The sequence below is a fragment of the Fischerella sp. JS2 genome, from assembly GCF_032393985.1.
In the GTDB taxonomy this organism is placed as follows: Bacteria; Cyanobacteriota; Cyanobacteriia; order Cyanobacteriales; family Nostocaceae; genus Fischerella.
In genome coordinates this window covers 6,632,109-6,655,487 of record NZ_CP135918.1, presented here as the reverse complement: position 1 = coordinate 6,655,487, position 23,379 = coordinate 6,632,109, and the positions used below count along the sequence as shown (strand labels likewise).

Here is a 23,379-nt window from a genome sequence, read left to right as displayed (position 1 = left end):
AATGTTTAGATATGGCATAGACTTGATCTTCCCAAAAAGAGTAGCCTTGCTCAAGCTGCTGAGTTTTTATTGTGTATTTATTAACCTGATCAAATAACATGTAAAATAATCTAGCTTTTGCCTGCTGCTATCTACTTATGAGTGAAGTGTCCGCTTTAACCCCTAACTCTCAAATTCAAGAAAAAAATTCTCACCTGCGGTTGTTAGTTTTGAGTAATGGTCATGGAGAAGATGCGATCGCAGTCCGGATAGTACAGGAACTTCAGCAACAACTGCACCCACCAGAAATTTTTGCTTTGCCTTTGGTAGGTGAAGGATACGCCTATCAAAACTTAAGTATTCCCCTGATTGGTTCAGTACGTGCCATGCCTTCTGGTGGATTTATTTACATGGACGGATGGCAATTTCTACGTGACCTGGGTGGGGGATTAATACAACTGACTTTTAACCAAATTCTAACTATCCGCAGTTGGGTCAATTCTCAACAAAAATCTGGTAAAAATCATGCCATCTTAGCTGTGGGGGATCTTTTGCCGTTATTGTTTGCTTGGATGAGTGGCACTAAGTACGCTTTTGTAGGCACAGCAAAATCAGAGTACCATGTACGGGATGAAAAGGGATTATTAAAACGCGATAACCTACTGGCACACTTGGGGCATTTTTCTGGTTCAGTTTACCATCCTTGGGAACGTTGGTTAATGAGCCATCACCGTTGTAAGGCGGTATTTCCTAGAGATTCGTTAACAACGAAGATATTAAAAAAGTGGTCTATTCCTGTCTTTGATGTGGGAAATCCCATGATGGATGATTTAGAACCAACCTTTCCCACAGCACGATTTTATAGTAGTAATAGCGAAAAAAGAGAATTGGGTCGACCGCTAATTGTCACTCTTCTACCAGGTTCGCGTCCTCCAGAAGCTTACGCAAACTGGCAGAAAATTTTGCTGGCGGTGTCTGCATTAATAAGTATGCAGCAGACCCATAATTGGGACAAATTCGTATTTTTAGGTGCGATCGCTCCTAGTTTACACTTTGCTAGTATGCGCCAAATTCTCCAATCTCACGGTTGGTATCCTCACCCAGATTGCCCTGTGACAATTCCTGATGACAATGCATTGACTTTTTACCAAAAAAATGCATATTTCATCTTGACCCAAAAAGCTTATAACGACTGCCTGCATATGGCAGATATAGCGATCGCGATGGCAGGAACAGCAACAGAACAATTTGTTGGTTTAGGTAAACCAGCAATCACTATGCCAGGAAAAGGACCACAGTTTAATTCCAAGTTTGCACAAACACAAAGTCGACTTTTGGGGCCAAGCGTCATTTTAGTAGAAGAACCCCATGAAGTTACCCAAGCAGTGCGATCGCTTTTTGCCAATCCGGATCAATTGCATGTCATTGCCGAAAATGGCCTGCGACGGATGGGTAAAGCAGGTGCAGCAAGGCGGATTGCAGAATGCTTGATAGAAAGAGTTGGTTGTTAGTTGTTAGTTGTTAGTGGTTAGTGGTTAGTGGTTAGTTGTTGGTTGTTGGTTGTTTGTTAGAAATCAGTGGACAGTTGATAGTTAAAAGTGAGTGGTAGAATTTGATAACTGATAACTGATAACTGAATAACTGAACTACACTCCCCACCTCCCCACACTCCCCTCTCACCTTCTCACAACTGGTAAAGTGACCGTAAATTCTGTACCCGTATTGAGTTCGGAATTAAAAGTCAATTTACCGCCGTGTTTTTCGACAATTATCTGATGCGTAATCGCCAAACCTAAACCAGTACCAATACCTCGTGGTTTTGTTGTAAAGAAAGTGTCAAATATTTTATCTTGATTTTCTGTAGGAATACCAGGGCCATTATCTGCTATTCGCACTACTACCCAATCACTATTCATGGATTCTGTAGAAATAGTAATCATAGGTAAAAATTGTTGATCTTGAGCAACTTTTTCTTCTAAAGCATCAATCGCATTAATTAACAAATTCATAAATACTTGATAGAGTAAACCTGTATAACCTGTAACAGGTTGAGTGTCTCCATAATTACAAACAACTTGAATACCTTTTTTCAGACGATTTTGCAAAATTAATAGTGTACTGTCTATACAAGCATGTAAATTAACCGACTGAGCTTCACAGTTATCCAAACGAGAAAAATCTTTTAAACTCCTGATGATGTCTCGTGTTCTTTCTGCCCCAAATTCCATTGACTTGATGAGTTTTGGTAAATCCTCTTCAATAAATTCAAAGTCAATCTCTTCTTTTTTCGCTTCTATTACTTGGTTAGGATCAGGAAATTCAGCTTTATATGTTTGCAATAAGTCAAATAAGTCGTTGATATAAGTTTTGGCACTGCCTAAATTGCCATAGATAAAATTTATGGGATTATTGATTTCGTGAGCAATACCAGCAATCATTCTGCCTAAGCTAGATAGCTTTTCGCTTTGAATGAGTCGTGCTTCAGCCTCGGCTTTTTGTTCTTTTAAAAGATATTTTACTTGTTGGATCAACTGGTTAAGAGAATCAGCAAGAGTAGCGACTTCATCTTTTGTTGTCACGGATACTTGCAAGTCAAAATTGTTTTCTTGGGTAACTTTTTGGGCAACATAGGTGAGGGTTTGCAAGGGACGTACAATGATAGTACTTGTGTAGATAGCCAAAGTGGCAGCGATCGCAGTTGACAGTAGAATGCTACCGATGATAATTAGAGCTTGCAGTACTGATGCTTGGTTTTGGGCTTGGTCAGCATCTTCTTGGCGATCGCGAACTGTTTTGGCAATTTTGTTTAACTCCTGGCTAAATTTATAAAAATCAAGTGCAGTTGTATTTTGACTAAATTGCTGAATTAATTTTTGGGCTTTTGGCACTTGCTGTGGGCTAGAAGCGAGTGACGAAATCTGATCTAGAAGCGTCCTCAGTTGCTGGAAATAAAGGCTAACAGTATCGTCATACTGTTTTATTAATGCCTGTAAATCTACTTGTGATGTACTTTGACTAAATTCTTCCAATTGAGAAAATAACTTTTCAGCTTCTGCTACATTAGTTTTTAAATCAGAAGTTTCCTGTAGCAGCCTTGGCTTGTGATTCAAAAAAGGTACAATTCCTTGTTGGTAGGACTGGATTTCTAACAATTCTCCTTGAAGAGTACTAAATAAATGACTTTCTTCATCCGCCATCATCATTTGATATCTGGCTTGTTGGAAGTAATTTCTACCAATCAATAATCCCGCCGTTGTTCCTAAAACTGCAACTCCCAGGGAAAGACCATATCCAAGAATAATTTTTTGTCGAATACTGAGCTGATGGAACACTCGTTTAACCAGGTTGTAGTAATGCTCTGGCAAATGTTTTAATTCAGATAATGGGGTCATGATCTAGTTAGATGTTGCAGTTTTCCATCTGGCGGATTTCTAGCATAAAAAAATCTTGTTATTAGCAGCTAAGTATAAATTTAATATGTAGATTTTTCTCAGTTTATCAAAACATACTTCTCTCGACCCTGGTGAAAAATACTGAAACTATTAATATTAGAAGCAGGATAAAGGATGAAGTATGAAGGATTAAGTGTGAAGGATGAAGTATTAATTTTAATACTTCTGCCTTCTGCCTTCTACCTTCTGCCTTCTACCTTCTGCCTTTTTTAGCCTGTGCCATCCATGCCTCTATCGCGTATCGTTACGCTTATTGTCGGTCTCATCGTCATTTTGGGACTTTGCCTGTGGCTGATTGACTCTCTGTCACGGCTTTATTGGCAGTTGTCCTACTCTCCCTTTTTGGGCAATTTACTCCTGTTTTTGATCATTGTCTTAATTGCTGCTTTAATTGCTGCCTTTGTCTATTACGTATTGGTACTCCAGGCTGGCGAAGCGCGATCACGCCGTGCCAAAAGACAACGTCAACAAGTGCAAATCCCCGCTGCCAAATCGGAAGCAGCTTCTTCCACCCTACAAGCTGTGAAGCAACAAGTAGCCCAAATTCAAGATGAAGTTGCCCGTCAAGCTTTACTCAGTAAATCGCGAGAAATTGAAGCCAACCTCAAACGAGGTGAAATTCAAGTCGTGGTGTTTGGTACTGGAAGTGCTGGCAAAACTTCTTTAGTAAATGCGATTTTGGGACGTATGGTAGGCAGGGTAGACGCACCTATGGGAACTACCACAGTAGGAGAAACCTATTGTATGCGCTTACGGGGTTTAGAGCGCAAGATTTTAATTACCGATACGCCAGGAATTTTAGAAGCAGGCATAGCGGGTACTGAGAGAGAACAGCTAGCCAGAGAACTAGCAACATCAGCAGATTTACTGTTATTTGTAGTTGATAATGACCTCAGACGCTCGGAATACGAGCCTTTACGAGCATTAGCAGAAATTGGAAAACGCTCTTTATTAGTACTGAATAAAACAGACCTGTACACAGAAGAGGATAAAGAAGCCATCCTCGCTAGATTGCGGCAAAGAGTAAGGGGATTTATTGCGGCTGGCGATGTGGTAGCAATTTCTGCGAATCCTCAACCCGCTCAGCTAGAGACTGGCGAAATGTTCCAACCAGAGCCAGAAATTATACCCTTACTGCGGCGAATGGCAGCAATTTTACGGGCAGAAGGTGAAGATTTAGTAGCAGATAACATTCTGCTGCAATCACTGCGGCTAGGAGAAGAAGCGCGCAAACTCATTGATAGCCAACGTCGCCGCCAAGCTGACAAAATCGTAGAACGGTTTCAGTGGATTGGGGCAGGTGTGGTGTCAGTTACACCATTGCCAATGGTAGATTTACTGGCAACAGCTGCTGTCAATGCCCAAATGGTTGTAGAAATTGGCAGAGTTTACGGTTGTGAATTAAACATGGAACGGGGACGGGAATTGGCACTGTCTCTGGCGAAAACAATTGCTGGTTTAGGGATTGTTAAAGGTGCATTGGAGTTACTTTCTACGGCTTTGCAACTTAATGTCGGTACTTTTATTATTGGTAGAGCAATTCAAGGTGTGACAGCTGCTTATCTAACACGCATTGCTGGTAAAAGCTTTATTGAGTATTTTCGTAACGATCAAGATTGGGGTGATGGCGGGATGACAGAGGTAGTGCAGCGTCAGTTTCAACTAAATCGCCGTGATGAATTTATGAAGGCATTTATCCAAGAAGCGATCGCACGAGTTGTAAGACCTTTACAAGGAAATGCTGAACTAGTGGAAGAAGAGGAAGAAAAGAGACTAGGAAGTGGAGATTAAGTTGCTAGTTAGAGATTTATATTGTTTTCAACTATCTTTTGCAGCGATCGCTTCACATCTTCTTTTGCCTGACTTTGCCAACAATATAATTTTTCAGCTAGCTTTGGCACTTGCTGTAGGGAGTTTTGCACAACAGCATCTTGCAGTCGTTGTAAGACTATTGCTTCCAATTCTTTTAGGTGTTGGGTACTAAGTTCCTGTTGGGGAATAACTTCATGTTCCTGATTCAAAGATATGATTTCGCTAACAATTGTCGATAAGGCATTCCCGCTTGACATCGTATATTTCAATGTCTCAAATCGCTCTTGTTCATTCAGCCGCCGTAACAATCGTGAGATGATGCGTTCAATTCTCATATCATTTCCGAAATCAAAGATGCCTTCAGCTTCATCTTCAGAACACAAAAGCTGATCGCCTACATCAAAAAAAGCTTGTACGATTGAGGAAATAAAATTAACAGGAATCTCTGTTTCAGTGTAAACTTCCAAATGCTCTAGAAAAGCTCGTACTTGAGTTGTACCATCAAGACGTTGTTGATGAGCAAGTTCTACAAGTTTTTCCCCAAACGCTTTTGCATCCGCAGCCAAGTTCAAGATTGCTTTTGCATCAGTATGAGAAAATTCACCTGTTGTTAACGCCAGCCGAAAATAGTTGGCAAACATTTCTAAACTACATATACGCAAGTGCTGACGCCAGACTGACTCATGTTTGGCTTCATAGTGGATGTCATAATAAACAGCTTCTAACTTAGGAAAAAGATGAAATAGCAGCCGTTTGACAGGTTCTCTATCCTTATCTTCTAATTGAGCTAGCCAGGAATTATGAAAATGTTTGAGTTCATCTATTGTCGGAACTAAAGCATCTTTACTACCTATATATCCTGCAAAAAACTGAGGATTTTTACGGATAATTTCATAAATCATGGGACGAAAAACTCGCAGCGACTCAATCGCTACAAAATCAGCTGGATTGACTTCACCTTCTACCACTGGGTAAGCCACGGTTAAGATATTGGTAAGCCGAACAATGTCGCGGGGAGTATTAATAAAATGATCTATACCTTGAAAGTAAACATTACCCCAATGGATGCGGGTGCGATCGCACATCTGCTTGGATGTATTAGCAAATATGGCATTGAGTTTTTCAAAAAGCAGCCTACGAATTAAGATTTTGTCTGGAAGCGGCAATTCAAAAGCAGTTTGAATAATTTTATCAAGATAAATTTCCCCAGAAATACCCTGCGTTTCGGCAATAAATTTGTAGACAACATCTTTATTGAAGGCTAGAACATAAACAACGTTAGTAAAATTTGGAATCGCCTTTAGAAGGCGAAATAATTGCATAATATCGTCAGTATTCAGTCGATCAATATCGTCAATCGTTACCACTACGCGGGGATGTTGCTCCTCTAAGGTATCTTCCAATTCTTCTTTTAATTCGTAAGTATCTTTTTGCTTCTCTTCCAATAATTTAATTACTATCTTACTAGCTTGAGCATAAGGAATAGGAATTTCAGAAACGGCTTTCATAAAATCGGCTATGCGTTTTCTAAAACCTTTTGGTACTGCTTTCAATTGACTCAAACTAATCTGTAGTTGATTAATAAAGCGCCTGGTAATATCTTCGTCTCCACTTAATAACCAGGGATTAAAAGGAACAATAACCAATTGCTCGTTCTCTGACTTCTGTTTCAGGTAGTGAGTTAAAAAGTTTAACAGCGTTGATTTGCCAAATCCCCAAGACCCATGAATTGCAATCACGAATCCTTCAGGAAAATTCATTTTACAAATACTATCAGCTAGATTCCTAGCAAAGGGTGCGTATCCTAATCGATCCTGTTTAGGATCAGTTAAAGGATTATCTGCAAATAGCTCATTAATATTTTCAGATTCGCTCCTTGAATCATTTTCATTTGTTGTTGACACCATCAGCCTTCCCCTCTTATACCAATTTTGAATTTTAGATTTTGAATTTTAAATTTTGGATTGAGAGTCTTTGCCAAAAGGCTATATTCGCATCATAATCATGCTGCATAAAAAAATGAAATCCTTCCCCCTGAAGGAAGGAAGGATTTTGTAAGTAATGAATATGAGTTTGTTATATCCGAATTTAACCCTTGTGTTAAGCAGCCATTTTCTCTGCTGAAACTAATGCTAATTTTGCCCTAAAGGGTAGGATTTTTCCCATCACATGAACAATAGGCTTGCTGCGTGGTTCTTGTACAAATACCAGAGGTAACAGCGCAACTAATCGCACAGCACCTGAAAGGGCAAATAATCCAGGTAAGCCACCAATAATATCTAGCTGGGCTAACAAACCACCAATTGTCGAACCTAAACCACCAGTAACACCAGTAACAGCTGCTGCGATCGCAAAATACTGAGAAGGACGAATCAATGGTGCCATTTCCATCTGAATATTACTGTTGCACAACTCGATCGCTGCTCCAAAACCACCAGTCACTAAGTGGATGAGCGGTAGCCATAGCCACATAGAAATTGAGTTATTCCCAGTCCCCAACCAGAATAAAGGTGTTACTGCTATTAAAATGCCAACTAACAATAACAGTGGCCGATTTCCTACCTTGTCCGCCAGCTTACCCCAGAGTACTAACATAACTAAGTTGGCTCCTGCTAGCAGGCTAGTATAAATTGTGACTGTACTGAGATCTAAGCCTAAGTTTTTCAGCATGTAAAGGTTAAAAAATGGGGCGCTGAGGTTCATTGCGAACGTCCACAGGCCAAAATAGAGCAGAAATTTCAAGAAATTGAGGTCTTTTAGGATACTAAACGCTTTTGGTTGCTCACTGCTAGAAATTTCCTCCTGTTGGGATGAAGCTTCCCTAGAGTGGAAATTTTGCGGATTGATATCTACCATCCAAAACTGACATGCCAAACTAACTAGACCAATTACTACTCCTAGCAACAACAGTATGCCGTAACCTTGGATTGTGCCGCCAGGCCAGGCGGAGACAGCGAATCCAAGCAATGGCACAGACAAGAGATTAGCCAAGCTAGCAGCACTATTGCGAAAGCCAAAATAACGCCCTCGCAAGCGAGGGGGAACTAAAGCAGCCATCCAACTAAACCAGGCGCAACCGCCCAAGGCTCCTAAAATATTGGTGACTAGAATTATTCCCAGTGTCCAGATTACTAAGTGGTGGGGTGCGTTATTAGAACAGGAGAACCAGACAATACCCGCCACTAAAATCAACCAAAGTAGCCTAGAAGGGCCGAAAATTGCCAGAGTATACCAATGGCGGCTAGAAGTGCGATCGGCAAGATGAGCCCCCAGTGGTTGCAAAAAATTTACCAGCAAGGGAATTGAAGACAGCAAACCAATCTCCACTGGACTAGCACCCAGTTGGAGTAAAAAGTTAACCAGCAATACACCGCCGGTAATATTGGAAAAAATGGTAGCAAACACTCCATCTAGGGTAGATGCCTTCAGGCTAGTTCGAGTGGCTTGCTTAGAAATTTTCGGCGGTGAGTCTGTCTTGAGTATCGGGTCTGATACTGTTAGAGGTTGTAGTAGTTCTATACGAGGCAGGTGTTCTAGTACTTCTTCAGTAGAGGTAGATAGAGTCTTCACTAGAGGAAAATATTAATCTTAGTTATGTTAAGTTGAACAAGCAAAGATTAGCCCACCTGTCTCGGTGGTTATAACCTGAACGATACGATGACGATCAAGGTTGAGTAACAGCCAGAAGAATGATAGATTTTTTAATCTATCGAAATAAAAAGCGAAATAAAAAGTAAAATATAATGTTCTGTCTAAAGACTCAAGCGTCTATGGTTACGAATAGTTAAACATTACAGCATGTTAAGCACAGAAAAGAAGATTTTAAGTACTCAAGTACCTGTTAATTTCTTTTAAACCATAGTTTTCCGACTCACAAGATATCGCCAAACTATAGGCTGGGCTTGGAGAAGGTAAGGAAATTTATGAGTAGGGAGTAGAGTTACTCTTTGTTATGTAATTGTAACATTATATTTCTGATCTATTCACAATTATAATTGTTTGGAAATAATTTGCAATAATCTAGAAAAATTTAAATATAATAGACCTCTTACATATAATCATAAAAACCCCCCTCAATCTCCTGGTTAACGAGGGGAAGATTTGGTTACTTACCTCTTTGTTAGCGCTTAGGGTTAGGGTGGGGTCATCCGCTAACAGGATTTTAGATTTTGGATTTTGGATTGACCCTACGGACGGGTCTGCTTTCTTGGGAATTTTGGATTTTGGGGTTGGGATTGGTTCCACGGATAAATCCGCTTTCTTGTACCATCAAGGAATGATTGGTCAAAAATATTTGTGCAAGAGGTCTGATTTAGATCACATTGGCATATATTTGACCATCTTGATACGTCCGGTTGTTTGGGTTTTCCTCTAAAGCAAGCATCCCATCCACCTTTACTGATAGGATGAGAGTGTCAAACTAACACTGCTTGCGATAGAAGTTAGAAATCATTAAAAATGTTACGCTTCAATCTGTAAATTAACTGAATTGAGTGCAAACTTTGTTCTTGATTTTAGAGAAATTCGGGTTATACTGGTTGGCATTTTTCGGCATTATTCTAGTCCGATACTTTCTCATCGCAGGGGGAGCATACTGGTTCTTCTATTCGGTGATGGGAAAGGCTTTTGTGAAGCGGGGGTTAAATCTGAAATTTGCCCAGTGGAAATCAATTCGACAGGATGTTGAACTCTCGGTTCTCTCTGCGGTATTTTTTGGACTTTGCGCCGCGCTTATTCTCTCAGCATACGATTCGGGCGTAACACTCTTGTACACTTGTGTAAATCAGTATGGACTGTGGTATTTAGGGGTTAGCTTTGTTGCAGTACTTATTCTTCAAGATACATACTTTTACTTTATTCATCGAGCGTTTCACTACCCTTTACTTTTTAAGTGGCTGCACTATGGTCATCATCGTTCAGGACATCCAACACCTTGGACATCCTTCGCGTTCGACTTGCCAGAAGCGATTGTACAAGGTCTTTTTTTTGTAGGGATTGTCTTCCTGATTCCACTTCATTTCATCACCTTGATTGCCGTACTGATGACAATGACTGTATGGGCTGTGTTGACTCACCTTGGATTTGAACTGTTTCCCTCATGGTTTTTCCGCCAATGGCTTGGCAAGTGGTTGATTGGTTCGACGCATCACTCAATACATCACCGTAAGTATAGAGTACACTACGGGCTATACTTCACATTTTGGGACAAACTGCTTGGGACTCACGACCCTAATTATGAGAAGGAGTTTGCCTCTCCTCCAAGTAAAGTAATCTAAGGACAAAATTTCATAACTCTACGCTCCTTTGCACCCTCCTTTGGAACCTTTGCCTGTAAAACACTACGAATTGTTTTTCAACCTTAACTTTTGCTGAAACCTGAATCAGAACACTTTAGTTAAACTTTGAAAGAATTAATTGAATAAGTTTGAACTATGAGTAAAAAAGTTAAGCAAGAATTAGAAAGAGCGAAAACAAAGTTTTCAGATGAGTATCTTAATAAAGTTCTGACTTCAAATGGTCAAAGCATTGCGGACTATTATATATTCTTAATTCATCCAAAAGATTTGACAGGATTGATTTACTATTGGTGGCAAGGACAAACATGGATATCAATGGATGATGACGATTTTAATTTAGCTTGGATCGACTTTTAAAAAAGAAATTATGTTTTAATTTTTACAAATATAGTGGAATTAGAGAAATATGAAGAAAAACTTAAATTAAATACTTACTTAAGATAATGCGATCGCTTCACTAAAATTATGAGAAATAAGAAACCTGATGCTTGCTAGTTATGTCAAGCTTAATGAATTAAAAACTATATTTTTTATAGTATATGAAGTTAATAAAGTCATTTTTTCTAGGAGCAATCGTCACTTTTGGAGTTTTGCTCACAGACTGTCACCTTCAGCAATTCCAAAGTTGAATTACTTGTACTCCTAATTTCAATAGTTAGTTATTAGTTATAGGTATTTGGTAGGATAGCACGATTGTGTGCTTTTATAGATTGACGCGAGCATAATTATTATCTTTATCAAAAAAACTTAATGATTAATAAGAATAAACAGTTAAAGTTTACATAAAAAACTAATTTTAGTATCAATACAGTCAATTTATAAGCTTTTTTTAACTACTTGTTGATGTTTAGAAAATCAATAAAAAGACTAAAATTTAGTCATGCACTAATGTCGAATTTCAGGTGTGTCAAGCTAGCTCTTGACGAGGGGAAATCTCTGCTTTTTATTTGCATTGCTTAAGAGTTGACCAAAAATTGTTATTATATGTGTTTTATGTTATTTTTTATATTTATCTAAGTAACAAAAACTAACATATAAGTTAATAAGTGTTACTTTATACTATTTATATTTATTATGCCCGTTATACTGTTTTTCAGGTTCTACCTGGGAATTACTTAGAAGTGGCTCTGCCACTTCTTTTTCTGCAAGCTATTTTGCAAATGAATTTTCTCACTAGTTTAACAGTCGCATCATTTATTGAATTCTATATATCGATACAAAAAACCACAATAAATGTAAATATGATATATAGATTTATACAGATTTATACGTTCTAAATACTCACCCTGACTAAATCGCCAAATTTAGGGCGAAATTTTTTATTATGTAGTGCGGATCGCCACCACTTTCACAACCAGGAGTAGTACAATGAGCGATCGCGCGACACATCCACATAAACACTCTCATATTTACCAAAAAACATCATAATTCAATGATTTTTCATGAATGATGAAAAGTGAGGTGAAGAAAAAGCTAGCGGTAGATCAATTAGCTTGGTGCGATCGCGGATTGTGGCTAAAGCTGCTAGATTCCTTTTCAAGGATCTGGTCAAAACTCTAAAAATTAACTAGAGTGAATACGATTATCATTTAAAAAAAGGGTATCTGGGATATGGTCACTAGTGTGACAACAGACGTAGTTCCAGTAACAGTTCTTACAGGTTATTTGGGAGCAGGAAAAACAACTCTGCTCAATCGTATTCTCACCCATGAACACGGCAAGAAAGTGGCTGTGATTGTTAATGAATTTGGAGAAGTCGGTATTGATAATCAATTAGTTATTGATACAGATGAAGAAATCTTTGAGATGAACAACGGCTGTATCTGCTGTACAGTGCGGGGCGATTTGCTTCGCATCATCGGTAATTTAATCAAACGCCGTCATAAATTTGACCATTTAGTCATTGAAACCACTGGGTTAGCTGATCCTGCGCCAGTCATTCAGACATTTTTTGTCGATGAAGATATGCGCGAACAGTTAGAACTAGATGCAGTAGTAACGGTGGTAGATGCTAAGCACATTTGGCAGCATTGGGAAGCCGACGAAGCGCAAGAACAGATTGCCTTTGCGGACGTTATCTTGTTGAATAAAACTGATTTGGTGACACCAGATGTGCTAGATGAATTAGAAAGGCGAATTCGCGGGATGAATGCAATGGCAAAAATTTACCGTACCCGCAATTCTGAAGTAGGAATGGATGCACTTTTAGGTGTGAAAGCCTTTGATTTGGATCGGGCTTTGGAAATAGATCCAGAATTTTTGGGAGAAGATGCCCACGAACACGATGAAACTGTGGGTTCTGTGGCTTTAGTTGCTGAAGGCGCACTTGATGGAGAGAAACTAAACAACTGGCTAGCTAAGTTACTGCAAACCCAAGGGCCCGATATCTTTCGCATGAAGGGTATTTTAAATATCGCCGGAGAGGACGATCGCTTTGTCTTTCAAGGTGTGCATATGATCTTTGAAGGCAAACCCGACCGCCCCTGGAAAGAAGGCGAAACCCGTAAAAATGAACTAGTATTTATTGGTCGTAACCTAGATGAAACCACACTCAAACAAGATTTTCTCGCCTGCTTAACCTGAATAAAGTTGGGGAGGTGGAGAGAACCGGAGGTGGAGAGAGTTTAACTCTAAGTTCTCCCCATCACCCCTACCCTACGGGAAGCCTATGAGCGCACGGCAGATGACGCCACGTGACGCCTCTTTCTTTATGCCGGGAGAAGAGTCCACCGCACTGCCTCGTCTACACCCCATCCCCCCATTCCCCACCACCATGAAACCCTCAACTCTCGATTCCAAAGAATTTGACCAGTACTTTTGTGGAACACTTTCAGATTACGTGAGAGCGATCGCTTGGTCGCCGCAAGGTACAATGCTTGCTGCTGCTTCTGCTGCTGGGGAAGTAACACTATGGCAAAATGACAATTTCACAACTTTGCAAACTGGCAATGATCAATCTGTTGATTGCCTGGCTTTTTCCCATGATGGCCAATTTTTAGCTGTAGGTGGTCAAGATGGTCTGGTCAAGATTTGGCAAGGAACAGAATTAATTGCTACTTTAGAAAATACTCCGGCTTGGGTTGATCAACTAGCTTGGAGTCCCAACTCTCACCAGCTAGCTTTTAGTTTCGGGCGGCGCGTGCAAGTATGGAATGCTGATACTCGTGAGATTGTTGTAATTCTCAATTTTGAGTCTTCATCAGCATTGGGTATTGATTGGCGTAGCGATGGTAATTACCTTGCCATTGGTGGTCATCAGGGTATTAAGGTATGGAACTGCCGAGACTGGAACCAAGCACCATATATTTTGGATATACCTTCTGTCAGTATTGCTATGGCGTGGTCGCCTGATGGCAAGTATCTAGCTTCCGGCAATATGGATCGCACTATCACTGTAGTTGAAAGCCAGTTACTAGTCTCTGGTAATGACCCCCAGCCTTGGGTGATGCGCGGCTTTCCGGGTAAGATTCGTGAAATCGCTTGGTCAGATATTGGCAATCAAAATGATGTACCGATTTTAGCTTGCTGTAGCGTAGATGGTATCGTTGTTTGGGAAAAGTCGCAGGATGAGTCTTTAGGTTGGGAAGCAACTGTATTAACCAATCATGTAGATGTAATTAATGCGATCGCCTTTGCACCTAATAGTTTGCTACTGGCTTCCGCAGGCGCTGACGGCTGGGTTTGTCTATGGAAAGATGCCAAGCAAGTATCGCAAATTCTCACAGGATCATCAGATGGCTTTTCTTGCCTCGCTTGGCATTCCCAAGGCAAGCTACTAGCTGCTGGTAGTAAAGAGGGTGAATTATTTATTTGGGCAAAAACGCCATAATACACACCCATTAACCATCTGTGTGCATCCGTGTGCATCGGTGTTCGATATTATAAAATCTAAACACCGATTAACAGCACAATAGGAACAATTATTACTCATGACGAGTCGCCAAGGATTAGCTATGCTATAGTCCTATAGGGTTTTTTGTCAATTATGAACATAATCAAACTAATTTTACTTGCTTGTCCTGTAGTCCTTGCTTCCATGCTGTTCGTAATCAATCCGGCGGCGGCATCTGATCTCAAGTCTATACCTGCTGTCACACAACAGGTAACTTTGGTATCTGCACAACCTGTTCACCAATGGGTTGCACCCAACTTATCTAGTGACTCTCAAACCATTATTGATCAACTTGGTTGCAGTTGTGCTAGTTGTGTGCAAGCCAAACTTCAGATGGAAGGCAAACTATCACTTTCTGATTTACTTTGATCAAAAATAGAAAAGTATGAGCCCATAGCTTTCGGCTATGGGGATAAGCCCGTAGGCAATTAAAATCGCCGTTAAACTTATCGTTAAACTTATTTTTATAAGGTATTACAAAAAAATTAAGGAATCATATCAAATCTGTTAGCAAATAATACCAATATTGCTGGCAGTGGTTGCCTTAAAAGACACAAACCTCAGTGATTTTTCACTGAGGCTATAGAGGATTGGTTAAATATATTTGACAATTAGGAAATGATTAAAAGGCACAATTTGAAGTTGGAACAACAGAAAATGCCTTAACGACCGTAATAGTAGTCATCATCACGATCGCGACGGTAATAGTAGTCATCATTGCGATCGCGGCGGTAATAGTCATCACGGCCACGACGGTAGTAGTCGTCGTTATAATAATCGTCGCCGTTTATTTGAATTTGTTCTTGATAGCTGCGAGTTTCCGAGGTTTGAACATTAGTACCACCATTGATAGCAGCACCATTTTGATAAGTTGTTTGCTCATTGTATTGCTCTTGGTCGCCAGCGAAAGCAGCAGCCGGAGCGATAAGCATTGTAGCAGCTACTAGACTCAAGGCTAAAGGTTTGTTCAGCATATTTTTAGACCTCATCAGTCGTATGTTGCTGGAATTAAAGATGTCGTTGCAAACTTAGGAATAATTTGGCGGATACCCAAAGATTCAACAACATTTCATGCCTTAATTAAATAGTAGCTACTCTGGCAAAATATGAGAAAAAAATCACCAATTGTTAACAGATAAAAACGCTGGCACAGGTGTGATCGCATGTTTTCAAGCGTAGAGAACACAGAGGAATATTTCTTGTCTGAACAAATATAAACACCCCTCATACCCCTCATACTCCCCCCACCACTCCACTCTGTCTATACTAAAAATGAATCCACCCTTTCTCTGTGTCGATGAATAGCAACGCAAACGTCAAAAAAATCTTGATTTTGGCTGCAAATCCTAACCAGACAAAAAGTTTGAATTTAGCTGAGGAAGTGCGTGAGATCAAGGAAGCGTTGCAGTTGTCAAAGTATCGCGATCGCTTTATTCTCGAACAAGAATGGGCGGTGCGTCCGAGGGATATTCGGCGGGCGATTTTAGATTTTCGACCAAATATTATTCATTTTTGTGGGCATGGTGCGGGAAGTCAGGGTTTATGCTTAGATGATGAGGCGGGAAATCTCCAGTTTGTCACTGGGGAAGTGCTAGCAGATTTATTCAAAAATTTTGCTACACAGTTTGAGTGTGTGTTGATTAATGCTTGTTATTCGGAAGTGCAGGCGGATGCAATTGTCCAACAACGGATATTAACTTAGCTGCAAACGCATAATCCATCTATGTTTATTGCCTTGCACGGTGTTCGATATTTCATCCCCTGATTGTGGGCATAATTCCGTGGAGGTTCTCTCTTCAAACAAGAAAGTTCTCACTTGAAATGAAAAAGTTCTTGTTTTAAGCTTGGATGCTGTCGCTTGAAATGAAAAAGTTCTTGTTTTAAGCTTGAATGTTGTCGGTTGCAACGAGAACATTGTCGATTCACTCTTGAAAATAAGCGATCGCTAAACTTCCATACCGCCTTAGAGCACTCTCGAGATCCCGACTTTTTCAAAAAGTCGGGGATCTAGTTCACACTTTTAAACCACTCGACAATTCCATCAGCTACAGCTTTTGCTAATTTCTTCTGTTCTTTCTCATTCGTCACCCATTCAAATTCATTGGGGTTACTCATAAAACCCAACTCTAATAATATTGATGGCGCACTCGCCGGACGTGTCAGCGCTAAGTTATCCCAAAACACACCGTAAGAAGGCCGCTTTCTGGTTTTAACTAAATAATTCTGCATAAATATTGCTAAGTCGTGCGCTTGGGGATGATACCAAAAAGCTGCTACTCCTTTAGTATTTTCCGCATCGCCATCGTCGGGGAGGGAGTTGTAATGAACAGAAATAGAGATTGCTGGTTCTTCTCTATCTATGATTGCTTGGCGTTCAGGAAGTGAAACTTCTTTGTCATCTTCCCGCGTCATCACCACTGTTGCGCCTCGCTTCAGCAATTCATCCCGCACTAATTTTGATACTTTTAAATTCACATCTTTTTCTAAGTAGCCATTTGGGCCACTAGCACCCGATTCTTTCCCACCGTGTCCTGGATCTAGTAATATCTTGATGCCAGATAAAGGTTTTTGTTTGCTGCTACGAACGGGGGCGTGACGGAGACTCAAAACTAAGCTTGTACCTTCGTATTTCAGCTTATATCCCCATTGTTGATTTTTTTTGAGGTTAAAGGTGTATTGCAACTGTTCTGGCTTCACCTGCTGCCAATCTAAGCGAGAAATTAGGGAGTTATCGTCCAAGCGAATAATATCAGTTTGAGCGGAGGTGTTGTAGAGAGTGAGAGTAAAAGTTTTATTACTCTGTTGTACGCTGACAGGGACGGGAATTTGCAGAGGAAAAACCATCTGTGTCATGTTAGATTGTGGACGATAACCAACACTACGAATGATTGAGCGGGGAGGAACAGCCCCTGGTATAATAATGGTTTCTTTACTATTGATCCAACCGCCATAGTCCAAGCGCAACCATTCTCCTTCCCTAGCTGTGACTGCTGCACGTGTACTTTTAGGTAGCGGCGTCAGTCGAGAATAATCTGTACTCGGACCAGTACGAGCAACACCAGCATCGGCTGTGACTTCCACAACTGGCAATTTTGCAGGTGATAGGATAGTGATTTTTCCTGTTCCTTCCTGATTTATCGTTTTGCCATTGAGCGTCAGTTGAAACTGAGGTTTACCCAAATCTACGTCGTTGGTTTTGTCTGAAACGGGGGAATTAGTCTCATGTGCTGTAGTGCAACCCTCGTATTTGCTAGCGCTACGGTTAACAGAAGGTTGATTTCTTCCTGTCAGTGCTGCCAAATTGCTTGGTAGTTGTGCTTGTTGGGGTTGGGGTGAGAGGGAAATTGTTTGATTACCCAATTTTACAGATACATTGGCGTTGGGAGTGGCGATCGCACTCAAACAAATTAGTTCCCCTGGAAGTCTAGCAATGTCAACTGCTGGAGTCAAAGAATCTTTGGCAAAGGCTAAACCCTGTGGTATTTCCGGTTGGGTGGCTAGCCTTGTTACCTGAATCTGAATTGTTTGTTTTTGGTAGTTGACACTAAAAGTATTTTCTCCTACCTGTAAAGGTAAACTAGGGGCAAAATGGCCAGACTGACTGCGCTTGATTGCTTTACCATTGATTAAAACCTGTCCGGAAGCGGGGGCTGTACCAAGAAAGAAAATGCGATCAGCACTAGTTTGGTAATTTGGGGGAGGATAAACAACCCGCAAATAGGGATATGGCTCTTGAGCCAAGACAACTACGGAGGAAGCGACTATAAAGCCTAATATTAAAAATCCTAAAATTGATTTCACGCCAAAATACATTAAGATTCACAACAACAAGAAAGGCAGAAGGCACAAGTATGAAGTGTGAAGTATGAAGTATGAAGTGTGAAGTATAAAATTTAAATTCTTATTTTCATCCTTCAACCTTCAACCTTTATCCTTTATCCTTCATCCTTGAGAAGTTACTAGAAATTAAGAGTTATGACTAAGTTTGTGTTTGTTACCGGCGGTGTAGTTTCCAGTATCGGCAAGGGCATTGTAGCAGCAAGCCTGGGACGTTTGCTCAAATCTCGGAATTATTCGGTCTCGATTCTTAAGCTCGATCCATACATTAATGTTGATCCAGGAACGATGAGTCCTTTTCAGCATGGAGAAGTGTTTGTTACCCAGGATGGCGCGGAAACAGACTTAGATTTAGGGCATTACGAACGCTTTACTGATACCTCCATGTCGCGTCTCAACAGTGTAACTACTGGCTCTATCTACCAAGCAGTAATTAATCGAGAGCGTCGCGGAGATTACAATGGTGGCACAGTGCAGGTGATTCCCCACATCACTAATGAAATCAAAGAAAGAATTGAAAGAGTTGCAAAAGACACAAATCCTGATGTAGTGATTACAGAGATTGGTGGGACGGTAGGAGATATAGAATCACTGCCGTTTTTGGAAGCAATTCGTCAGTTTCGCAAAGATGTAGGACGGCAAAACGTGTTATATATGCACGTCACCTTAGTTCCCTGGATTGCTTCGGCGGGGGAAATGAAAACTAAACCCACACAGCACTCTGTGAAAGAACTGCGTTCGATTGGTATTCAACCAGATATTTTAATTTGTCGATGCGATCGCCCCTTACAAACCGGACTAAAACATAAATTATCTGAGTTTTGCGATGTCCCCGTAGGCTGTGTAATTCCCGCGATCGATGCTAAGAGTATTTATGAAGTACCGCTAATTTTAGAACGGGAAGGACTAGCACAGCAAACACTGGAGTTGCTAAATATGGAGCAACATCAACCAGATTTAACTCAGTGGCAAACTCTAGTAGAAAGACTTTATAGTCCCAAACATCGCATTGAAATTGCCATTGTTGGTAAGTATGTACAATTAAGCGATGCTTATCTTTCTGTTGTAGAAGCACTGCGTCATGCAGCGATCGCTATGAGTGGCGATTTGCGTCTGCGGTGGGTAAACTCAGAAAAACTAGAAGTTGATGGAGCCGAGAATCACTTAGCTGATGTTGATGGTGTAATTGTACCCGGAGGTTTTGGTGTTCGTGGAGTTGATGGTAAAATTGAGGCCATCAAATATGCTCGTATTCATCAAATTCCCTTCCTGGGTTTGTGCTTAGGGATGCAATGTTCTGTAATTGAATGGGCAAGAAATATAGCGGCATTTACGGATGCTCATAGTGCTGAATTTGAGCCTCATACAGAAAATCCAGTCATTAACCTGTTGCCAGAACAGCAAGACGTAGTGGATTTGGGCGGAACAATGCGCTTGGGTTTGTATCCTTGCCGCGTTTTGCCGAATACCTTAGCATTTAGTCTTTATCATGACGAAGTGATTTACGAAAGACATCGCCATCGTTACGAATTCAATAACGCTTACCGCAACCTGTTTTTAGAATCTGGTTATGTGATTAGTGGCACTTCTCCCGATGGACGTTTAGTAGAAATGATAGAATTACCCAAGCATCCTTTCTTTCTGGCTTGCCAATTCCATCCGGAGTTTCAATCTCGTCCAAGTGCGCCCCATCCTCTATTTAAAGGCTTTATCGAAGCTGCGATCGCTCATTCTCAATCCTACGAAGGCAGACACGCACCTGTTTCAGTTTCCTAAATTTCTTTACAATCAACTGCCATTTTCCAGAAAATTTACGCAAAACTTTCTGGTAGATGAAGATTTATACTCTGCTAAGAGGGTGCTGTACAACAATATGCTCCTGATATATTCCGCATGTAAGGAGACTTTGTGGCGTACTGGGTAAAAATTAGTTACGAGAGGAAAGAATATGTGGTCAATTTTGAACGCGTAAGTGCCTTTTGTTATGAGCAAAATGGTAGAGTAACATTTTGGCTACCTGATTGTGCTATTCCGATAGTGATCAATCCTCAAAGTAACCAACAAGACTACCAAAAAATTCTAGAATACATCCAATACGTCACCGAAGCGGAATTAGAAAATAGCTACTGGGTGAAAATCTACTACGAGAGAAACGAGTATGTAATTAACCTCAACTGTATCAGTTCTTTTTGTTATGAACCGCCGAACGGCAGAATCACATTTTGGCTGCCAGACGGCATTATTCCAATTATTATTAATCCCGTCAGTAACCCAGAGTCTTACGAGAAAGTTGTAAACCACATTCAAAAGACAACTGGGCATTTTTTGTCTTAAATGAAGGCAGTCCCAATGAAACTTTCTCGTGAGATTTGACGAGGCGCACAGACGTGTCATGACACGTCTCTACATTGCTGTATTGTGTTATAGGGTGTTTCCTTCTGTAGGAGAAAGAAATCTCTAAAAAGCCGACAAAATTAAGGCTAACAAAGGAGGGAATAAAAGTGCGATCGCTACCAAAACTGCCACACAAGCCGAAATCAACACAGCACCAGCAGCACAATCTTTGGCAATTTTTGCTAGTTCATGGTAGGTCTGTTTGACTGTTAAATCAACTACCGACTCAATTGCTGTATTTAATAACTCTAACGCTAAAACTAAGCCACTAGTTATACTGATTACTGCTATTTCCACTGCTTTTAATCGTAGAAAAATGCTTAATCCCAGCGCTACTACGCAAATAACAACGTGAATACGAAAATTGCGTTGAGTTTGAAAAGCGTAACTTATCCCACACCAAGCATACTTAAAACTCACGAATAGATTAGCAGCAACTTGCCAGGAGAATTCTCGCTTTTTACTGACAACTGTTTCTAAGTGGTTTGAAGTTGGTGGTGGTGAAACTGGTTGGGACATAGTTTAAAAATTACAGCAGCAGAGTGGTTGAACTGGGAATATGTGTCGATTTTAATAATGAAATCGATATTTCTGCCAATTTTCTACTGAATCATTATATAAAGAACAACTAGGAAGCCGCACTTTAAATATACAGGCAAAGGATACTATTCTATGTCAATAGAAATACCTATTGACTTCAGTAATTTTACTTGCTGTTTTAGCATTCTTTCTAAACTTTCCTCGTCCGGATGATCCCAGCCCAGCAAATGTAACAATCCGTGACTTGCCAACCAAGCTAGTTCTGTTAACAAAGTATGCCCTTGCTTTTGAGCTTGTTGCTGTGCTGTATCAATAGAAATAACAATATCGCCAAGATATAGAGGCATAGAAGCTAGTGCTTCACTTGGTATGGGAGAGTTTACCTCTAATGCCGCAAAGGATAAAACGTCTGTAGGCTTGTTTTGTTGACGATACTGAGCGTTTAATTCTTGCATTTCAGAATCGTTGGTCAAACGCAATCCAATTTCATAATTTGCCGCAGACGAAATACTTGGTTGTAATATTTTCAACCAACAATTGAACCAATTTTCCCATGTTTGCTCTGTAATAGGGATGTCTATATCCTCAGTCTTTATACTTTCAGATTGCAAATATTCACTTAACCCATTCTGTACATATACTTCAACTTGCACCAGCCGAAAAATCTCCTGTAGTGAAAGTGATAGTTTATGATCAGCGAGTCAGATAAGCAAGACCGACAAGGACAGCTAACAGCCCGACGGTAGTCAGTACAAAATGCTTAAGGGAAGTCAGTCGCTTTTGCACCATGTTTCGCATCGCGAGTTTGACATAGCTGGGTTGACGTTCATCAGAAGGAGAATTGCTCATAATGATTTGATGACAATTATCTTCTTTCAATGTAACAGTTTGTTTAGTTAATGGTTAGTGGTTAGTGGGTACAGACGCGAGGAACATCGCGTCTGTACATTAGTGGTTAATGGTTAGTGGTTGATAACTAATAACAATTACCAGTTACCTATTACCTACTAACTACTAACTATTAACTTAGACTGCCGCTTCTACCAACTGATTTTCTTGCCGCAGATAAGCTTGGATGAACATATCTAGTTCACCATTCATTACATCAGCGATCGCAGTTGTTTCGACATTGGTACGTAAATCCTTTACCATTTGGTAAGGATGAAATACGTAGTTACGGATCTGATTGCCCCAAGAAGCTTCCACCATATCACCGCGAATTTCAGCAATTTCTTTGGCGTGTTGTTCTTGAGCAATAACTAGCAACTTAGCTTTTAAGCGAGCAAGGGCTTTTTCTTTGTTTTGCAATTGACTGCGTTCTTCTGTACAACGCACAGCTATACCTGTGGGAATGTGAACAATGCGTACAGCAGTTTCTACCTTGTTGACATTCTGCCCACCTTTACCGCCAGACCTAGATGTGGTGATTTCTAAGTCTTTTTCTGGAATCTCCAATTGCACCGAGTTATCTAATTGGGGCATAACTTCTACCCCAGCAAAACTGGTTTGGCGTTTACCATTGGCGTTAAAAGGTGAAATTCTGACTAAGCGATGAGTACCTGTCTCAGACCGCAAGTATCCATAGGCATAACGACCTGTAATTTCTATAGTCGCTGATTTTATACCTGCTTCATCACCCTCGGACTCATCTGTTAAATTTACCTTGTAGCCATGAGTTTCTGCCCAACGGGTATACATCCGCAGTAGCATTTCTGCCCAGTCTTGAGCATCAGTACCACCAGCACCGGCGTTAATAGTCAGAACTGCGCCTTTATCGTCATAAGGGCCAGAGAGTAACTGTTGCAATTCCCACTGATCGAGTTCCCGATTCAGCTTAGTGACATTAGCTTCTGCTTCTTGCAGTAGTGCTTCATCGGTTTCTAACTCTAAAAGCTCTAATACTGCTTTCGTGTCTTCTATACTACTTTGCCACTGTTCGTATTGTTGGAGATGTGCTTTTAAATCATTTAGTTCTTGCAGCGTTCCTTGAGCTTTGACTTGATCTTCCCAGAATTCCGGTTGTGCTGCGATTTGTTCTAAGTCTTGAATTTTAGCTGTGAGTGCAGGGATGTCAAAGATAGTCCTGGGTTTTACCCAGGCGATGACACAACGTTTCAATTTCGCGTTTTAGTTCTAGTGCTTCCATAGTTCTTGCTAATTAGAGCGCGCTTTATAT

The 23,379-nt window shown here is 40.5% G+C and carries 19 protein-coding genes; 10 read left to right on the top strand and 9 right to left on the bottom strand.

What is annotated here, in order from left to right; genetic code table 11:
• Nucleotides 1–137: 137 nt before the first annotated feature.
• The gene (locus RS893_RS28535; RefSeq protein WP_315788940.1) at nt 138–1,490 is read left to right on the top strand and encodes a lipid-A-disaccharide synthase-related protein; all 1,353 of its coding nucleotides are present in this window, start codon (nt 138–140) and stop codon (nt 1,488–1,490) included.
• A gap of 165 nt (nt 1,491–1,655) precedes the next feature.
• Here RS893_RS28535 and RS893_RS28530 read toward each other — a convergent pair whose 3' ends face one another.
• On the bottom strand, nt 1,656–3,371 hold the full coding sequence (locus RS893_RS28530; protein ID WP_315788939.1) for a sensor histidine kinase: 1,716 nt from the start codon (nt 3,369–3,371) through the stop codon (nt 1,656–1,658).
• A gap of 285 nt (nt 3,372–3,656) precedes the next feature.
• On the opposite strand from RS893_RS28530, the gene RS893_RS28525 reads away from it, so the two are divergent.
• Nucleotides 3,657–5,222: a GTP-binding protein gene (locus RS893_RS28525; protein ID WP_315788938.1), complete on the top strand. Its 1,566-nt coding sequence runs from the start codon at nt 3,657–3,659 to the stop codon at nt 5,220–5,222.
• A gap of 8 nt (nt 5,223–5,230) precedes the next feature.
• Here the strand turns inward: RS893_RS28525 and RS893_RS28520 are convergent, their stop codons facing one another.
• Nucleotides 5,231–7,150 carry a KAP family NTPase gene (locus RS893_RS28520; protein WP_315788937.1) on the bottom strand — a complete coding sequence of 640 codons (1,920 nt, stop codon included), beginning with the start codon at nt 7,148–7,150 and terminating at the stop codon, nt 5,231–5,233.
• 193 nt (nt 7,151–7,343) lie between these two features.
• Nucleotides 7,344–8,813: an MFS transporter gene (locus tag RS893_RS28515; RefSeq protein WP_315788936.1), complete on the bottom strand. Its 1,470-nt coding sequence runs from the start codon at nt 8,811–8,813 to the stop codon at nt 7,344–7,346.
• Between the two features lie 923 nt (nt 8,814–9,736).
• Here RS893_RS28515 and RS893_RS28510 point away from each other — a divergent pair.
• The 5 genes from RS893_RS28510 (at nt 9,737) to RS893_RS28490 (ending at nt 14,801) form a co-directional block, all read left to right on the top strand.
• Complete coding sequence (locus RS893_RS28510; RefSeq protein WP_315788935.1) at nt 9,737–10,519, top strand: sterol desaturase family protein; 783 nt, start codon at nt 9,737–9,739, stop codon at nt 10,517–10,519.
• A 156-nt stretch (nt 10,520–10,675) separates the two neighbouring features.
• Complete coding sequence (locus RS893_RS28505) at nt 10,676–10,897, top strand: hypothetical protein (RefSeq protein WP_315788934.1); 222 nt, start codon at nt 10,676–10,678, stop codon at nt 10,895–10,897.
• A 1,254-nt stretch (nt 10,898–12,151) separates the two neighbouring features.
• The gene (locus RS893_RS28500) at nt 12,152–13,123 is read left to right on the top strand and encodes a GTP-binding protein (RefSeq protein WP_315788933.1); all 972 of its coding nucleotides are present in this window, start codon (nt 12,152–12,154) and stop codon (nt 13,121–13,123) included.
• A 190-nt stretch (nt 13,124–13,313) separates the two neighbouring features.
• Nucleotides 13,314–14,369 (top strand): WD40 repeat domain-containing protein, encoded by a 1,056-nt coding sequence (locus RS893_RS28495; RefSeq protein WP_315792128.1) that lies wholly within the window; start codon nt 13,314–13,316, stop codon nt 14,367–14,369.
• 156 nt (nt 14,370–14,525) lie between these two features.
• Nucleotides 14,526–14,801, top strand: a complete 276-nt coding sequence (locus tag RS893_RS28490) for a hypothetical protein (RefSeq protein ID WP_315788932.1) — start codon at nt 14,526–14,528, stop codon at nt 14,799–14,801.
• A 293-nt stretch (nt 14,802–15,094) separates the two neighbouring features.
• Here RS893_RS28490 and RS893_RS28485 read toward each other — a convergent pair whose 3' ends face one another.
• The gene (locus RS893_RS28485) at nt 15,095–15,406 is read right to left on the bottom strand and encodes a hypothetical protein (protein ID WP_315788931.1); all 312 of its coding nucleotides are present in this window, start codon (nt 15,404–15,406) and stop codon (nt 15,095–15,097) included.
• Between the two features lie 323 nt (nt 15,407–15,729).
• Here RS893_RS28485 and RS893_RS28480 point away from each other — a divergent pair, with 323 nt between their 5' ends.
• Entirely contained in the window at nt 15,730–16,134 is a 405-nt protein-coding gene (locus tag RS893_RS28480) for a CHAT domain-containing protein (protein WP_315788930.1), read from the top strand.
• A 305-nt stretch (nt 16,135–16,439) separates the two neighbouring features.
• On the opposite strand, the gene RS893_RS28475 is transcribed toward RS893_RS28480, so the two are convergent.
• Complete coding sequence (locus tag RS893_RS28475) at nt 16,440–18,245, bottom strand: N-acetylmuramoyl-L-alanine amidase (RefSeq protein ID WP_315788929.1); 1,806 nt, start codon at nt 18,243–18,245, stop codon at nt 16,440–16,442.
• Between the two features lie 162 nt (nt 18,246–18,407).
• On the opposite strand from RS893_RS28475, the gene RS893_RS28470 reads away from it, so the two are divergent.
• Together RS893_RS28470 and RS893_RS28465 are read left to right on the top strand one after the other, a co-directional pair.
• Entirely contained in the window at nt 18,408–20,045 is a 1,638-nt protein-coding gene (locus RS893_RS28470; RefSeq protein ID WP_315788928.1) for a CTP synthase, read from the top strand.
• Between the two features lie 132 nt (nt 20,046–20,177).
• Nucleotides 20,178–20,603: a hypothetical protein gene (locus tag RS893_RS28465; protein ID WP_315788927.1), complete on the top strand. Its 426-nt coding sequence runs from the start codon at nt 20,178–20,180 to the stop codon at nt 20,601–20,603.
• A gap of 123 nt (nt 20,604–20,726) precedes the next feature.
• Here the strand turns inward: RS893_RS28465 and RS893_RS28460 are convergent, their stop codons facing one another.
• From RS893_RS28460 to prfB, 4 genes are all read right to left on the bottom strand, one after another.
• The gene (locus RS893_RS28460) at nt 20,727–21,182 is read right to left on the bottom strand and encodes a diacylglycerol kinase family protein (protein WP_315788926.1); all 456 of its coding nucleotides are present in this window, start codon (nt 21,180–21,182) and stop codon (nt 20,727–20,729) included.
• A gap of 146 nt (nt 21,183–21,328) precedes the next feature.
• Nucleotides 21,329–21,856, bottom strand: coding sequence for an rRNA maturation RNase YbeY (ybeY, locus tag RS893_RS28455; protein WP_315788925.1), 528 nt, complete (start codon nt 21,854–21,856; stop codon nt 21,329–21,331).
• A 40-nt stretch (nt 21,857–21,896) separates the two neighbouring features.
• Nucleotides 21,897–22,052 carry a DUF3285 domain-containing protein gene (locus RS893_RS28450; RefSeq protein WP_315788924.1) on the bottom strand — a complete coding sequence of 52 codons (156 nt, stop codon included), beginning with the start codon at nt 22,050–22,052 and terminating at the stop codon, nt 21,897–21,899.
• A 177-nt stretch (nt 22,053–22,229) separates the two neighbouring features.
• Nucleotides 22,230–23,349 (bottom strand): peptide chain release factor 2 gene (gene prfB, locus RS893_RS28445; RefSeq protein WP_315788923.1). Its coding sequence is split into 2 segments (ribosomal slippage): nt 22,230–23,276 and nt 23,278–23,349, totalling 1,119 coding nucleotides; the frame shifts between segments, so codons are not numbered across the junction.
• Between the last annotated feature and the right edge of the window lie 30 nt (nt 23,350–23,379).